Raw genomic sequence first — 12,602 nt, forward strand, 5'->3', positions numbered from 1 at the left:
TGTAAGGACCGCGACCGGGTCGGCTTCCCTGCTTCCTTTGCCAAAATCCACAAGGGATGGCCCGAAAGGGCAGCATCTGCTATAATTTATGGGTTACCGGTTTCAGTTTAACGGGCTGCCGGTTTTCTGTCATGCGGGCGAAGTCGATCCTGATCGGAGCGGGGCTTGCGGCAGCTGCAGCACTATCCGGCTGCACTACCGGAAGTGCCTTCCAGGCCTCACCTTTCGATTACAGCGGCATCACCGATGCCAGTTACCGTATCCCTCCGGTTCCGACCTACAAGGTCGACCGCAAATATCTTCGCCAGATCGTGCCCTATTCGACCGCCGAGCAGCCCGGCACCATCTTCGTCGATACCGGAGCGAAGTTTCTCTACTATGTTCTGGGGGACGGCAAAGCCGTTCGATACGGCATCGGCGTCGGCAAGGCCGGTTTTGAGTGGCACGGAACCGCACATGTCGCAATGAAACGCGAGTGGCCGGACTGGCATGCGCCGCCACAGATGATCGTGCGCGAGAGGAGGGAGAACGGCCGCATCATACCGGCTCATTTGGAGGGCGGACTCAAGAACCCTCTCGGCGCGCGAGCACTTTATCTCTTCAACAAAGGCGGCGACACCGGCTATCGCCTGCACGGCACACCTGAATGGTGGACGATCGGGAGGGCCGTTTCAGCAGGCTGCATCCGTCTCATGAACCAGGACATCATCGATCTCTACAACCGTGCCGAAATCGGCGCCAAGGTGATCGTCACCTAGTGTAGTGATCGACAAGTCAGCCACACTCTCGTGACCTCGAGAGAGGGGAGGCGAAGGTGGGGACTGTGCGTCTCATTTGTGCGCTTCTCAACCCCCCAGCGCCTGCTCCAGATCCGCGATCAGATCATCACCGTCCTCGATGCCGGCCGAGAGCCGTACCAGCGAATCGGAAATGCCGATGGCGCCGCGCTTTTCGGCGGGGATCGAGCCGTGCGTCATCAGCGCCGGATGCTCGATCAGGCTTTCGACGCCGCCTAGGCTTTCGGCCAGCGTGAAAAGCTGCGTGCGTTCGAGGAAGCGTTTCGTGCCGGCCAGGTCGCGGTCGAGGTCGACCGAGATCATGCCGCCGAAGGCATGCATCTGCTGGACGGCGATGGAATGCTGCGGATGGCTGGCAAGACCGGGATAGATGACCCGGCGGACATCTTTTCGCGTCTCTAACCATTGCGCTATTTTCAAGCCGTTGGCCGAGTGACGCTCCATCCTGAGCGCCAGGGTCTTGATGCCGCGCAGCGCGAGAAAGCTGTCGAACGGGCCGGAGATGGCGCCGATGGCGTTCTGCAGGAATTTCAGCCGGTCCGCGAGATCCTTGTTGTCGCCGACGACGGCCACGCCGCCGACCATGTCGGAATGGCCGTTGAGATATTTCGTCGTCGAATGCACGACGATGTCGATGCCGAGCTCCAGCGGGCGCTGGATATAGGGGCTGCAAAAGGTGTTGTCGGCGACGGTGAGCAGCCCCTTGCGCCTGGCAAGCGCGGCGACCGCTTCGAGATCGACGATGCGCAGCAGCGGGTTGGTCGGCGTCTCGACCCAGAGCAGCTTCGTTTCCGGGCGGATCGCGGCTTCGACCGCGGCAAGGTCGGTGAAATCGGCAAAGCTCACCTGCAGCCCGGCGGAGCGCTTGCGCACCCGCTCCATCAGGCGGAACGAGCCGCCATAGATGTCGTCGGTGGCGACGATGTGGGCGCCGGAATCGAGGAGCTCGAGCACCGTGCCGATCGCCGCCAGGCCGGAAGCGAAGGCGAAAGCCTTGCTGCCGCTTTCGAGATCGGCGACCGCGCGCTCGAAGGCAAAACGCGTTGGGTTCTGGCTGCGGGCATATTCAAAACCCTTGTGCACGCCAGGCGACTGCTGGCCATAGGTGGAGGTGGCATAGATCGGCACCATCACCGCGCCGGTCAGCGGATCGTGGCTCTGGCCGCCATGGATGGTGCGGGTAGAAAAGGCCAGGCGGTTCTTGCCGTTCGAAGTCATTTTGCGCGGCGCCTCAGATGGTTGATCAGGTCGATACGGGTTATCAGGCCGATGAACTCGTCGCCGTCGAAGACGATGGCGACCTCGTTGCGGTCGAAGACAGGCAGCAGCGCGTCGAGCGTCTGATTGGCCTGCAGCGTGTGCAGGTTCGATGTCATGGCCGTGCGCACCGGCGCGTTGAAACGGTCCCAGCGGCCGTCATAGGGGCCGTCGACCTTGGCCAGGATGTCGCTTTCGTCGATGATGCCGACCAGCCTGCCCTCGTCCAGCACCGGCAGTTGCGACACGTCGGAACGGCGCATGCGGCCATAGGCGTTGAGCAGGCTTTCCTCCGGGCCGACGGTCACGATGTCGCCGGTGCGCGGCGAGCGCATGACGAGGTCGCGCAGATCGCCATGCTGTTCCTGGTCGGCAAGGCCCTGCTCGGCCAGCCAGATATCGTCGAAGACTTTCGAAAGATATTTGTTGCCGCTGTCACAGACGAAGGTGACGACGCGCTTCGGCACCGTCTGCTCGCGGCAATAGCGAAGTGCCGCCGACAGCAGCGTGCCCGAGGACGAGCCGGCCAGGATGCCTTCCCTGGACAACAGATCGCGCACCGCCAGCATGCTCTGCTTGTCGGGAATCGAATAGGCCTTTTTCACCAGCGAGAGATCGGCATTGGGCGGCACGAAATCCTCGCCGATGCCTTCGACGGTCCAGCTGCCGGCCTCCACCATCTTGCCGGTCTTGATCAGCGGCGCCAGCACCGAGCCGACCGGATCGGCCAGCACCATCTCGGTCTTGGGCGAATGTTTCGCGAAAAAGCGGCCGAGGCCAGTGAGCGTGCCGCCGGAGCCGACACCGACCACCGCAGCGTCGACATCGCCTTCGAGCTGCGAAAAGATCTCCGGGCCGGTCGTCGTCTCATGCGCCAGCGGGTTGGCCGGGTTGGCGAACTGGTTGGCATAGAAGGCGCCGGGCAGCTCGGCGGCGATCTTCTCGGCCATGTCCTGATAATATTCGGGATGGCCCTTGCCGACATCGGAGCGGGTCATGCGCACCTCGGCGCCGAGCGCGCGCAGATGCTGGATTTTCTCGCGCGACATCTTGTCGGGCATGACCAGGATGATGCGGTAGCCTTTCGGGATGCCGACCTGGGCAAGGCCGAGGCCCGTGTTGCCGGCGGTGGCCTCGACGATGGCGCCGCCGCGCTTCAACTTGCCCGCCTTCTCGGCGGCGGCAATCATCGACAGCGCGATGCGGTCCTTGATCGAGCCGCCCGGATTCTGGCTTTCGAGCTTGATGAACAGGCGGCATTTGCCGGTGTCGAATTTGGTCAGCTCGACGATCGGCGTCTGGCCGATCAGGTCGAGCACCGAAGCGTAAGGCGGGCGAAGTCTCGACAGGCTGATGTGCGCGCCCTTCGGCGCCGCTTTTGTCTGCTCGCTCATCTTGAGTGCTCCATCGAAGCAGTTCGAGGCGGATGTCGGCAATCTCGCGCAGGAGGCCGCGGGTATCCATTCCGGTTTCGCGGATCGCGCGCCCCGTCTTTTCCAGCCCTTTTCATCAGGAAAGAAGATAGATCGTGCCAATCCGGCGGCGAGTGGAGGAATGGAATTTCAGGGACGCGTCGTCTGTCTCCTCAAGCGGGAGACTACGCAACCGCCGCCTGGCCCTCGATCTCGATCAGGAAGTCCGGATTGCCGAAGCCCACAACACGCAGCACCTTGATGATGGGCGGCGGAGCACGGTTGGCCCAGAACGCCATCCAGGCGCCAAAGCCTGGAGCGATATCCTGGTCGCCAACGATATAGACCGACAGGCTGACGAGATTCTCCAGCGTCGCTCCGCCAGCTTCCAGCACTTTGGCCAGATTGGCCAGCGCCTGCGTCGTCTGCGCCGCGAGATCGCCCTTGCCGACGATGTTGCCTTCGGCATCGACGCCGTTCTGCCCTCCGACCAGCACGATGCGCGCGGAAGCAGGCACCGACACGCCTTGCGAATAGGCGGGGTTGCTGTGCATGCCTCGCGGGTTCAACCTTTCGATGGTCACTCTCGTTCCTCCATGCCGGCAAGGACCGGCCGCCTTCGCCTCAAATCAAGCGGCACAGAGGACCAGCTCGAGGGCCTGTTCAACGCACCATATCGTTCGTTGCCGATGCCGATTCCATCATGCTAGCCGAACAAAGCGTGGGGGCGGATAGCGCGTGCCAAGGAGCGGCCGATGAAGATTCTTGCTTATGACAATTTCAAGGCCGGCGTCACGCTCGACGATCTCAGGCCCTATCTGCGCGACGAGGTCTCGAATGTGTGGCGGCTGTGGAAGCAAGGCATCGTGCGCGAGAACTATGCGCGCGCCGATGTCGGCGGCGTCATCATCGTCTTCGAGCTCGATAGCGTCGAGCAGGCCATGCGCTATACCGATGATTTCCCGCTCTCCAAGGCCGGACTGCTGGAATGGCATTTCATCGCTTTCGACGCGCCGCTGCCGCTGGAATTCCTGTTCGATCCGACAGTCGACATCGCCAAACCCTGGGATCGGACGGCGGCATGATCCGCTCTGGCGAAGGCATCGAGATTCCGCAGCGCCTGGCCGAATGGTGCGATCCGCGCCGCATGGCGCTGATCGTCTACGACATGCAGGTCGGCATCTGCCGCCAGATCGAAGGCGCTGCGGCGATCGTCGAACGCGCCGGCACGGCATTGGAAGCGGCGCGCTCGGCCGGCATGCGGGTGGCATTCACGCGCCATTTGTCTCTGCCGAAAAAATGGATGGGCGCCACGCAGCTGCGCACCGCCATGGCCTGGCAGCGGCGCGACAGCCCCGACGCGGTCCAGCCATGGTTCCCGCGCAACGCCGAAGCGACGCGGATCGTGCCGGAACTCGCCCCGCGCGCGGACGAGGCGGTGTTCGACAAGCTGACCATGTCGGCCTTCGATTCCACCTCGCTCGGCTTTGCGCTGCGTGACTGCGGCATCCGTGCGGTGGCGCTCGCCGGCATCGCCATGGAAATCGGCATCGAGCCGACCGCGCGCCAGGCGACCGACAACGGTTTCGTCGCCGTGGTGATCGAGGACGCCTGCGGCTTCGGCAATAGCGAAGCGCGCGACCGCTCGATGGCGACGCTGCGCTTTCTTGGCGAAGCCGTCGTCACCGATGTCGCGGGCTTTTGCGGCGCGCTTGCCGATGCCGCTTGATCTCAGGCCAGAGGCTTTGTTTTACGTACGGATGGGAGGCTACGACGAAACCGCCGAGCCCAACCGCTACGCACTTTTCCTGGAATTGCTTTAGGCCGCGGCTTCGATGTCGGTGCGGAAACGCACGCCCTCGGCGCGGCCATGCAGGATCCCCCAATCATAGAGCGCCTGCAGCGCCGCGAGCGCGACGAAGCCGATCTCGACAAGATCGGCCAGGCGCTGCGTCAGCATCTTGTCGGAAAGCGAAGGAATCAGCCTGCGCAGTTCGGAATAGCGCAGCGGTCCTTGCTTGATCCGCGCGATGATCACCGTCTTCCATTTGCCGCCGAGCGCGTCGAGCGCGAACTCGACCGGGCAGCCATAGAGTCTACCGCGTTGTGCCATGCGCCGATCCTAGGCAAGGGCCGGGCGCGGCGAAAGCGGAATTTACCCCGCCATGTGGCCAGATTGCCGTGCCCGGCTTTGTCGGCGACGACTTCATGAAACGGAGAGCAAAATGAGTGTGCGGGATGCCAATGCGGTCAATGCGCGAAAGCCCAAGCGGGTGGCGATCGTGATCGCCAATCCGGCCGTCTCGACCATAACGGGGTGGCCGGTCGGCTTCTGGTGGAGCGAACTCACCCATCCCTGGCTCGCTTTCACCGAGCGCGGCTACGAGGTCGAGATCTTTTCGCCCGACGGCGGCAAATGTGAAGCCGATGCGCTGAGCGATCCGCGCGATCCGTCGGGCTATTCGGAGACCGATCTCATCTCGCTCGGTTTTATTTCGAACCCAAAGCTCCAGGCGCTGGTCGACAACACACGGCCGGTGGCCGAGATCGATGTCGCTCGCTTCGACGCCATCGTCGTCGCCGGCGGCCAGTCGCCGATGTTCACCTATGAAAGCGCGACCGGTCTCCAGCAGACCTTCATCGCTTTCCACGAAGCCGGCAAGGTGGCCGCCGCGCTCTGCCACGGCACTGCCATCCTGCGCTATGCCAGGCGCGCCGACGGATCGCTGCTTGCTGCGGGCAAGACGGTGACCGGCTTTGCCAATGCCGAGGAGGACTTTGCCGACAACGCCACCTGGGCGATGGGGGCGCTCGAACGCGGCAAGCATCTGATGCCGTGGCGGATCGAGGACGAGCTCAAGGCGATCGGCGCCAATTATATCCAGGCCGGGTTGTGGCGCGGCTTTGCCGTGCGCGACGGCAACCTCGTCACCGGGCAGCAGAATTTTTCCGGCGCCGAAACCGCGCGCGTCGTCTGTGAGGCGCTGGGCGGCTAGAGCCTTATCCGAGCAGCTGCTTGCCCAGCTTCGCGCATTGCACGCGAATGTCGGGAATGGCGTCGATCTCGAAGAAGGTGCCGCGCGTCAGCGGGCCGACGGCGAGCAGCTTCGACGACACCGTGCCGTCGGCCGCGACCAGCTCGCATTTCGCCGTGACGTCGAGGCCGAGGCGCAGCGGGTCGGGCCGCGCCAGGCCGCGCTCGATCAGCGAGCGCACGACACCGTTCGACGTCCTCGAACTATCGCGGGCGATGCCCATGCAGTCATAGAGGCGGGCGACCTCCAAGGTCTCGACATCCTGCGTGCCGCGCGGCTGGATTTTCACGACGAAGCCATCGTTCGGTTCTATCTCCACCACCCTGCCGGCGACGAGGCGGATGCGGCCTGAGCTGACCGCTTCGGTGACGCGCGCGTAGACTTCCGGCGCCATGCGGTGGCGGTGGATGTCCCACCAGGCCTTGGTGTGCTCGACGAAGCGGCGTTTGGCCGAGGACGGCCAGTTCTGCCAGATCGTCTGGTTGAAGGGTCTGAGACCGTCGACGACGTCGCGCCAGTCACCGCCGGCTTTCTGGGTCTCGCGGATCAGGTTGCGGAACCAGCCGACGAAATAGGAAAGCTGGGTGCCGAGCGGGATATCGGCGATATCGAGCTTGGTGGGGTTGCCCTTGCGATGCGGCGACGGCAGCAGGCCGCGCCGCGACACGGCGACGATGGCGCCGCGATGGCCGCGTTGTTCGAGCGACAGGAAGGCGTCGACCATGCTCAAGCCCGTGCCGAGCAGCAGGACGGCGGCTTGCGGATCGAGCGCGGTATCGGCCTCCGTCCCCATGCGGATGGCATGCCCCTGGAAGGCGCCGGGCTGCTCGTCATGGCCGGTGGCCAAAACGGCAAGATGCGCCACGACGCTGGTGCCGTTGGCGAGCGCGACCTCGACGCCCGACGGCGTCGGCGAGATCGACAGACTCTCCTCGCGGATCAGCCTGAGACGGCCGGTCTCGCGCTCGCGCTCCTCGAGGCCCTCGAGCACGTCCTGCAGATAGCGGGCGTAAAGGCTGCGCGGCGCATAGAACGGCCCCTGATCCGGCTTGGCGAGGCCGCGCTCCAGCACCCAGCGCGCGAAATGGGTCGGGTCGTCGGCGTAAGCGCTCATGCCGGAGGCGTTGACGTTGAGCACATGCGCCGAAAGCAGCGTCGAATAGGCCATGCCCTGGCCGAAATGCGGCCGCTTCTCGATCAGCGTGACGCGCAGGTCCGGATTCGGCGACTTCAACAGATGCGCGGCCAGCACGACGCCGCTGGCGCCGCCGCCGACAATGATGATGGAATTGGCGCGTCCAACCATGACTGCTAGCCGAAACGTGACGGAGCGATCAGTGCGCGGCGAACGCCGCGGGCGGCCTCGGCCGCAGGCCACGAACGATCGCCGGAACAGTCTTCAGAGGGTCGCGCATCGTTCTCTCACTCCCAATGTTGATAAGATTACTATACTAAGCAGCCCAGGCACGAAACCCTGCTTCCAATTCGCCTGCCCTTCGCGGCATGGATTTGCCGAAATGAGATGACAGGCGGATTTTTCGTTCGCTGGGGTGTTCGCGGGAGGGCGGCGACCATCTTCCTTCGTCATTCTAGGGCGGAGCGACGCAAAGCGGAGCGAAGACCCTAGAATCCATGCCGTTACATCATGATAGGCACCCCGGTGCAGACGAAGGCCTCGCGACACCGGATGGTCTGCACCGCCGCATCGCTTCTATGTCACGGAATGATTCTAGGGTCTGCGCGCGTCGCTTCGCTCCTTGCTCCGCCCTAGAATGACGAAGAGATGCCCAGCCAACGCGCAAGGGTGCTGCTTGCCGCCGAACGCGACCGCTGCCGCCGCGCGACGAGAGCTTCTACTGACTCGGGCAGTACCGGTTGCAGTGAGCGGTTGCAGCCTTTTCGCCAGCCGTCTCTGCCCTGTCCGGCAAGGTCATATGCGCGAGCGGTTCGCCCAGCGCAGCCCGACCAATCCGACCAGCATGGTGACGAGGCCGATATAGAGCCATTGCGTCTGCCCGGTCATGAAGCTGCCCTTGACGAGACCGAGGCCTTGCAGCGACCACAGCGCACCAATGGCCAGCACAATCAGCGCCAGCACAAACCTGATCAATCGCATCGGCTGGACCCTCTCCAAAAGTCGATCCTGAACAGCAACGGGGACGCAACAAAGACGCTGAGGAATCGAAACAGTTCGGTTCCTCCGTAGTGCAAATCCTGCAGACCGATCTTGCCCGGAACGTTCCGGATGCCGGTCCGATATTCATCAAGAATACGCCTCACCGGCTTCAGAAATATCATGACAAACTGTTTCGCGGCGACTCCAAACGTGTGCCGCCGCCATGGAACCGCCAGAACGCCGCCGCATTTCCCGCCTCATTCGGCACCTAGGCGGGGCTATTCGATCAACGGAGCCTCCCCCACAACATGAAGAAAACCAACCGGACCGCGCTTGTCGCGGTAACGATCGCGGCTGGCCTGATGGCTGGCGCCTCGACCGCCTCCTCCGCCGCCGCGCAGTGCGGCCGCGCTTCCTGGTATGCGCTGCATTCCAGAACCGCCTCAGGGGAACGCATGAACCCCTCGGCACTGACTGCCGCCCATCGCTCTTTGCCCTTCGGCACCAAGCTCAGGGTCACCAACAAGAACAACGGCCGCAGCGTCGTCGTGCGCATCAACGATCGCGGTCCGTTCGTGAGGGGACGCATGCTCGATCTGTCCCGCGGCGCCGCCAGCGAGCTCGGTTTCATCGGTTCGGGCCACACCGCCGTCTGCATGGCACGCGTCTGATCCGGCTCTGAATCGAAGATGGAGCATGGCGTCGTCCGAAAGCCGCTCCCCATTTTTCGGCCCCACGCTCTGCTGTCGCACCGCGATCCAAGGCGAGCCTGCGGATCGCGGACCGTGGCCCGTGTCCGGCATGAGGGGCCGGACACATAGCCTTCACACTTCGGCACCGCACACTGAGCCGGCTCGCCCGCTCGAGCCCGGTTTTCAACAGGTTGAACGAAAGAAGCATTAGTCAGACAAAATGACGTATTGCGTCGCAACAATATCTTGCTAACCTCGCCGGCAGACATTCAAGGCTCGGCGCTGTTCGTCGTCCTTTTGGTCGTCGGACGGCAGCGGGGTTCGCAATGTACTACCAGCTCTACGAACTGAACCATGCGGCGCTGCAGCCCGCGCGCCTCTACGCCGACGCGGTGCGGCTCTTCTACTCCAACCCGCTCAATCCGATTTCCCACACACCCTTCGGCCGCTCGGTGGCTGCGACCGCCGAGCTCTTCGAGCGCACCACCCGCCGCTACGGCAAGCCGCAATTCGGCCTGGACAAGACCATAGTCGACTGGAAAAACGTCGCCGTCACGGAAAAGACGGTCTGGTCGAAGCCCTTCTGCAACCTCATCCGTTTCGAGCGCGCGCTGCCCGCCGGCCGCAAGCCCGACCCGAAGCTTTTGATCGTGGCGCCGATGTCGGGCCATTACGCGACGCTGCTGCGCGGCACGGTCGAGGCGATGCTGCCGCATGCCGACGTCCATATCACCGACTGGGTCGATGCCCGCATGGTGCCGGTCTCGCAAGGCAGCTTCGATCTCGACGACTATATCGACTATGTCATCGACATGTTCCACACGCTCGGCCCCGACACGCATGTGATGGCCGTGTGCCAGCCTTCCGTTCCGGTGCTGGCGGCGGTGGCGGTGATGGAGAAGCGCGGCGACCCGTTCGTGCCCTCGACCATGACGCTGATGGGCGGTCCGGTCGACACCCGCCGCAATCCGACCGCGGTCAATCTCCTGGCCGAGGAAAAGGGCAGCGACTGGTTCCGCGACAATGTCATCATGCAGGCGCCGTGGCCGGTGCCGGGTTTCGGCCGCGAGGTCTATCCGGGTTTCCTGCAGCTTTCCGGCTTCATGAGCATGAACCTCGATCGCCATATCATCGCCCACAAGGATTTCTTCATGCACCTTGTGAAGCATGACGGCGACAGCGCCGAGAAGCACCGCGACTTCTATGACGAATATCTGGCGGTGATGGACCTGACGGCGGAATTCTACCTGCAGACGGTCGACACCGTGTTCGTGCGCCACGCTTTGCCGAAGGGCGAGATGACGCATCGCGGCGAGCCGGTCGATTCGCGGGCGATCCGCAACGTCGCGCTGCTGACCATCGAGGGCGAGAACGACGACATTTCCGGGCTCGGCCAGACCCAGGCCGCGCATGACCTTTGCGTGAACGTCCCGGCCGACAAAAAAGCGCATTACATGCAGCCGGCTGTCGGCCATTACGGCGTCTTCAACGGCTCGCGCTTCCGCTCGGAGATAGTGCCGCGCATCGTCGACTTCATTTCCAGCTATGGCCGCCAGAACCGGGTGGCGACAAAGCCGAAGCTGGTCCGTTCCGCAAAAGGCTGAACGGCGCAACTCCTTCGTTCCGCCGCCGCCCGGCGGCTGGCGGTGTTGCGCCCATGCCTCTGTTGCGAAAGTGCCGCTACGGGATCGTCCAGGTAACCATGCCGTCAAACTGGCCGTCGTCTCTAATTGACACGGACTGTAAATCGCCCTTAACGTTTCGTTAATAAAAAACAGGGCGGGGGCAATGACTTCCTCAGCGATGACGCGGATACTGCGTTTGTGTGCAGCCGCAGGACTGGCGATCTCTGCGCATTGGGCGGTGCCGGCCTGGGCGGCGGGCGCGATGTCCACAGGCGGCCTAACGTCGCAGCCGATCGGCCATTATGATTTCTGCAAGTCGCATCCGAGCGAATGCAACATCCGCCCCGTCGATCTCGATCCGGCCAGGATGACGGATAGCCTGTGGCGCCGGCTGATCAGCGTGACCGCCAAGGTCAACGCCGCCGTCAAGCCGATGAGCGACCTCGATCACTATGGCAAGGACGAAGTCTGGGCCTATCCGGACGACGGCTATGGCGATTGCGAGGACTATGTGCTGGAAAAGCGGCGCCAGCTCTATCGCATGGGCATGTCGCTGGCCGACCTTTTGATCACCGTCGTGCGCAAGCCCGATGGCGAGGGCCATTCGGTACTGACGGTGCGCACCGACAAGGGCGACTACGTTCTCGACAATCTGACCGACAAGGTCAAAGCCTGGGACGCGACCGGCTATCGTTTCCTCAAGCGCCAGGCGATCGACAACACCGGACGCTGGGTTTCGATCCGCGACGGTCAGGCGGTGCTTGTCGGCTCGGTGCAGTAGGCAGAGCCGGTCGCGCCAACTTCAGTTTCGTCTTTCCAGCGCGCAGCAAGGAGCGCAGTGACGCGGCGTAGGCCCTAGATGACGAAGAGAGGGCTTCGCTCCCTCGAAAACATTTTTCCGCATCTCTCCATGAACCTTTTGCGTCCGGCCGGCGACACAAAGCCGTGGAACACAAACCCAACCATGGAGAATTTCAATGACTGCTTTCCTGCGAAACACCTTGCTTGCCGCCATAGCGGTGTCGGCCCTGACCGGATCGGCCCTGGCGGACGAGACCACCAAAAGCTGTGCCAAGACCAATCTCAACGATCTGTGGAGCGGCCGCTGCTGCAGCGTCAGCTCCGCGAACTGCCTTGGCGGCGGAAATGGCCGCGATCATCAGGGCCATCAAGGCAACGGCGGCCGGGGCAGCACCAATGGCGGCAGCGCCGGCAAACCCTGATCTCAAGACTTCAGACAAAGTCGAACCAAGCGCCAGCGGATAATGGCGATCCGCTGGTGCCAGATGCCTGAATTATAGACGCCGACCAAGAGCGGCACGGATCGATGCGCTGAGGCGGCGCAGCTCCGCCTCATCGAGCCTCTCGATGCTCTCGGCCAGCAGATTGGCCAGCTCGGTCGCCGCCGGCGACAGGCCGGACGTGTCGATCCTGACCCTGGGGTGCGAGCTTTCCGCGAGGCGGGCGAGATCCTCGGCGTCGTCCCAGATGATGTTGAAATAGCCGATGATCTTCTGGATCAGCGTCCAGGTCGGCGCGCCGCGGCGGCCGTGCTCGAGCGCCGACAGATAGGCGGCGCTGACGCCGATGGCTTCGGCCATCGCCTTCTGGCTGACGCCGCGCTCGGCGCGCAGCGCCCTGAGCTTCTCGCCGAACGGGGTCATACCG

Annotated in this window: 15 protein-coding genes; 8 read left to right on the forward strand and 7 right to left on the reverse strand. The window is 63.5% G+C overall.

Annotated features, from left to right (window positions below):
* Positions 1-131: 131 nt before the first annotated feature.
* Entirely contained in the window at positions 132-758 is a 627-nt protein-coding gene (locus tag LB565_RS23530; RefSeq protein WP_224588366.1) for a L,D-transpeptidase, read from the forward strand.
* Positions 759-845: 87 nt separating this feature from the next.
* On the opposite strand, the gene LB565_RS23535 is transcribed toward LB565_RS23530, so the two are convergent.
* The 3 genes from LB565_RS23535 to LB565_RS23545 all read right to left on the reverse strand — a co-directional run bounded on the left by LB565_RS23535 (position 846) and on the right by LB565_RS23545 (position 4,050).
* Positions 846-2,015 (reverse strand): trans-sulfuration enzyme family protein, encoded by a 1,170-nt coding sequence (locus LB565_RS23535; RefSeq protein ID WP_224588310.1) that lies wholly within the window; start codon positions 2,013-2,015, stop codon positions 846-848.
* Positions 2,012-3,448: a pyridoxal-phosphate dependent enzyme gene (locus tag LB565_RS23540; protein ID WP_224588312.1), complete on the reverse strand. Its 1,437-nt coding sequence runs from the start codon at positions 3,446-3,448 to the stop codon at positions 2,012-2,014. The genes LB565_RS23535 and LB565_RS23540 overlap by 4 nt, the downstream gene beginning before the upstream one ends.
* 203 nt (positions 3,449-3,651) lie before the next feature.
* Entirely contained in the window at positions 3,652-4,050 is a 399-nt protein-coding gene (locus tag LB565_RS23545) for a RidA family protein (protein ID WP_224588315.1), read from the reverse strand.
* A 171-nt stretch (positions 4,051-4,221) separates the two neighbouring features.
* Here LB565_RS23545 and LB565_RS23550 point away from each other — a divergent pair, with 171 nt between their 5' ends.
* On the forward strand, positions 4,222-4,551 hold the full coding sequence (locus tag LB565_RS23550; RefSeq protein WP_224588316.1) for a hypothetical protein: 330 nt from the start codon (positions 4,222-4,224) through the stop codon (positions 4,549-4,551).
* Positions 4,548-5,195, forward strand: coding sequence for a cysteine hydrolase (locus LB565_RS23555; protein WP_224588317.1), 648 nt, complete (start codon positions 4,548-4,550; stop codon positions 5,193-5,195). The genes LB565_RS23550 and LB565_RS23555 overlap by 4 nt, the downstream gene beginning before the upstream one ends.
* Positions 5,196-5,285: 90 nt before the next feature.
* Here LB565_RS23555 and LB565_RS23560 read toward each other — a convergent pair whose 3' ends face one another.
* A complete protein-coding gene (locus LB565_RS23560) occupies positions 5,286-5,579 on the reverse strand; it encodes a winged helix-turn-helix transcriptional regulator (RefSeq protein ID WP_224588318.1) in 294 nt (97 codons plus the stop codon).
* A gap of 112 nt (positions 5,580-5,691) precedes the next feature.
* Here LB565_RS23560 and LB565_RS23565 point away from each other — a divergent pair, with 112 nt between their 5' ends.
* Positions 5,692-6,462, forward strand: a complete 771-nt coding sequence (locus LB565_RS23565) for a type 1 glutamine amidotransferase domain-containing protein (protein WP_224588319.1) — start codon at positions 5,692-5,694, stop codon at positions 6,460-6,462.
* Positions 6,463-6,466: 4 nt separating this feature from the next.
* Here LB565_RS23565 and LB565_RS23570 read toward each other — a convergent pair whose 3' ends face one another.
* Together LB565_RS23570 and LB565_RS23575 are read right to left on the reverse strand one after the other, a co-directional pair.
* A complete protein-coding gene (locus LB565_RS23570) occupies positions 6,467-7,807 on the reverse strand; it encodes an FAD/NAD(P)-binding protein (protein WP_224588320.1) in 1,341 nt (446 codons plus the stop codon).
* 624 nt (positions 7,808-8,431) lie between these two features.
* The gene (locus LB565_RS23575) at positions 8,432-8,617 is read right to left on the reverse strand and encodes a hypothetical protein (protein WP_224588321.1); all 186 of its coding nucleotides are present in this window, start codon (positions 8,615-8,617) and stop codon (positions 8,432-8,434) included.
* Between the two features lie 308 nt (positions 8,618-8,925).
* On the opposite strand from LB565_RS23575, the gene LB565_RS23580 reads away from it, so the two are divergent.
* The 4 genes from LB565_RS23580 to LB565_RS23595 all read left to right on the forward strand — a co-directional run bounded on the left by LB565_RS23580 (position 8,926) and on the right by LB565_RS23595 (position 12,157).
* The gene (locus LB565_RS23580; RefSeq protein WP_224588322.1) at positions 8,926-9,288 is read left to right on the forward strand and encodes a septal ring lytic transglycosylase RlpA family protein; all 363 of its coding nucleotides are present in this window, start codon (positions 8,926-8,928) and stop codon (positions 9,286-9,288) included.
* 347 nt (positions 9,289-9,635) lie between these two features.
* Positions 9,636-10,913 carry a polyhydroxyalkanoate depolymerase gene (locus tag LB565_RS23585; RefSeq protein WP_224588323.1) on the forward strand — a complete coding sequence of 426 codons (1,278 nt, stop codon included), beginning with the start codon at positions 9,636-9,638 and terminating at the stop codon, positions 10,911-10,913.
* Positions 10,914-11,097: 184 nt separating this feature from the next.
* Positions 11,098-11,715: a transglutaminase-like cysteine peptidase gene (locus LB565_RS23590; protein WP_224588324.1), complete on the forward strand. Its 618-nt coding sequence runs from the start codon at positions 11,098-11,100 to the stop codon at positions 11,713-11,715.
* Between the two features lie 196 nt (positions 11,716-11,911).
* Positions 11,912-12,157 carry a hypothetical protein gene (locus LB565_RS23595; RefSeq protein ID WP_224588325.1) on the forward strand — a complete coding sequence of 82 codons (246 nt, stop codon included), beginning with the start codon at positions 11,912-11,914 and terminating at the stop codon, positions 12,155-12,157.
* 72 nt (positions 12,158-12,229) lie between these two features.
* Here LB565_RS23595 and LB565_RS23600 read toward each other — a convergent pair whose 3' ends face one another.
* Positions 12,230-12,598 (reverse strand): helix-turn-helix domain-containing protein, encoded by a 369-nt coding sequence (locus LB565_RS23600; RefSeq protein WP_224588326.1) that lies wholly within the window; start codon positions 12,596-12,598, stop codon positions 12,230-12,232.
* Positions 12,599-12,602: the final 4 nt, after the last annotated feature.

Origin of the sequence: Mesorhizobium sp. CA14 (assembly GCF_020165195.1) — a bacterium.
Classification (GTDB): domain Bacteria; phylum Pseudomonadota; class Alphaproteobacteria; order Rhizobiales; family Rhizobiaceae; genus Mesorhizobium.

Coding starts and splice junctions, on each gene's coding strand:
- LB565_RS23530 (WP_224588366.1), top strand. CDS start 132: ATGCGGGCGAAGTCGATCCTGATCGGAGCGGGGCTTGCGGCAGCTGCA.
- LB565_RS23535 (WP_224588310.1), bottom strand. CDS start 2,015: ATGACTTCGAACGGCAAGAACCGCCTGGCCTTTTCTACCCGCACCATC.
- LB565_RS23540 (WP_224588312.1), bottom strand. CDS start 3,448: ATGAGCGAGCAGACAAAAGCGGCGCCGAAGGGCGCGCACATCAGCCTG.
- LB565_RS23550 (WP_224588316.1), top strand. CDS start 4,222: ATGAAGATTCTTGCTTATGACAATTTCAAGGCCGGCGTCACGCTCGAC.
- LB565_RS23555 (WP_224588317.1), top strand. CDS start 4,548: ATGATCCGCTCTGGCGAAGGCATCGAGATTCCGCAGCGCCTGGCCGAA.
- LB565_RS23560 (WP_224588318.1), bottom strand. CDS start 5,579: ATGGCACAACGCGGTAGACTCTATGGCTGCCCGGTCGAGTTCGCGCTC.
- LB565_RS23565 (WP_224588319.1), top strand. CDS start 5,692: ATGAGTGTGCGGGATGCCAATGCGGTCAATGCGCGAAAGCCCAAGCGG.
- LB565_RS23570 (WP_224588320.1), bottom strand. CDS start 7,807: ATGGTTGGACGCGCCAATTCCATCATCATTGTCGGCGGCGGCGCCAGC.
- LB565_RS23575 (WP_224588321.1), bottom strand. CDS start 8,617: ATGCGATTGATCAGGTTTGTGCTGGCGCTGATTGTGCTGGCCATTGGT.
- LB565_RS23580 (WP_224588322.1), top strand. CDS start 8,926: ATGAAGAAAACCAACCGGACCGCGCTTGTCGCGGTAACGATCGCGGCT.
- LB565_RS23585 (WP_224588323.1), top strand. CDS start 9,636: ATGTACTACCAGCTCTACGAACTGAACCATGCGGCGCTGCAGCCCGCG.
- LB565_RS23590 (WP_224588324.1), top strand. CDS start 11,098: ATGACTTCCTCAGCGATGACGCGGATACTGCGTTTGTGTGCAGCCGCA.
- LB565_RS23595 (WP_224588325.1), top strand. CDS start 11,912: ATGACTGCTTTCCTGCGAAACACCTTGCTTGCCGCCATAGCGGTGTCG.
- LB565_RS23600 (WP_224588326.1), bottom strand. CDS start 12,598: ATGACCCCGTTCGGCGAGAAGCTCAGGGCGCTGCGCGCCGAGCGCGGC.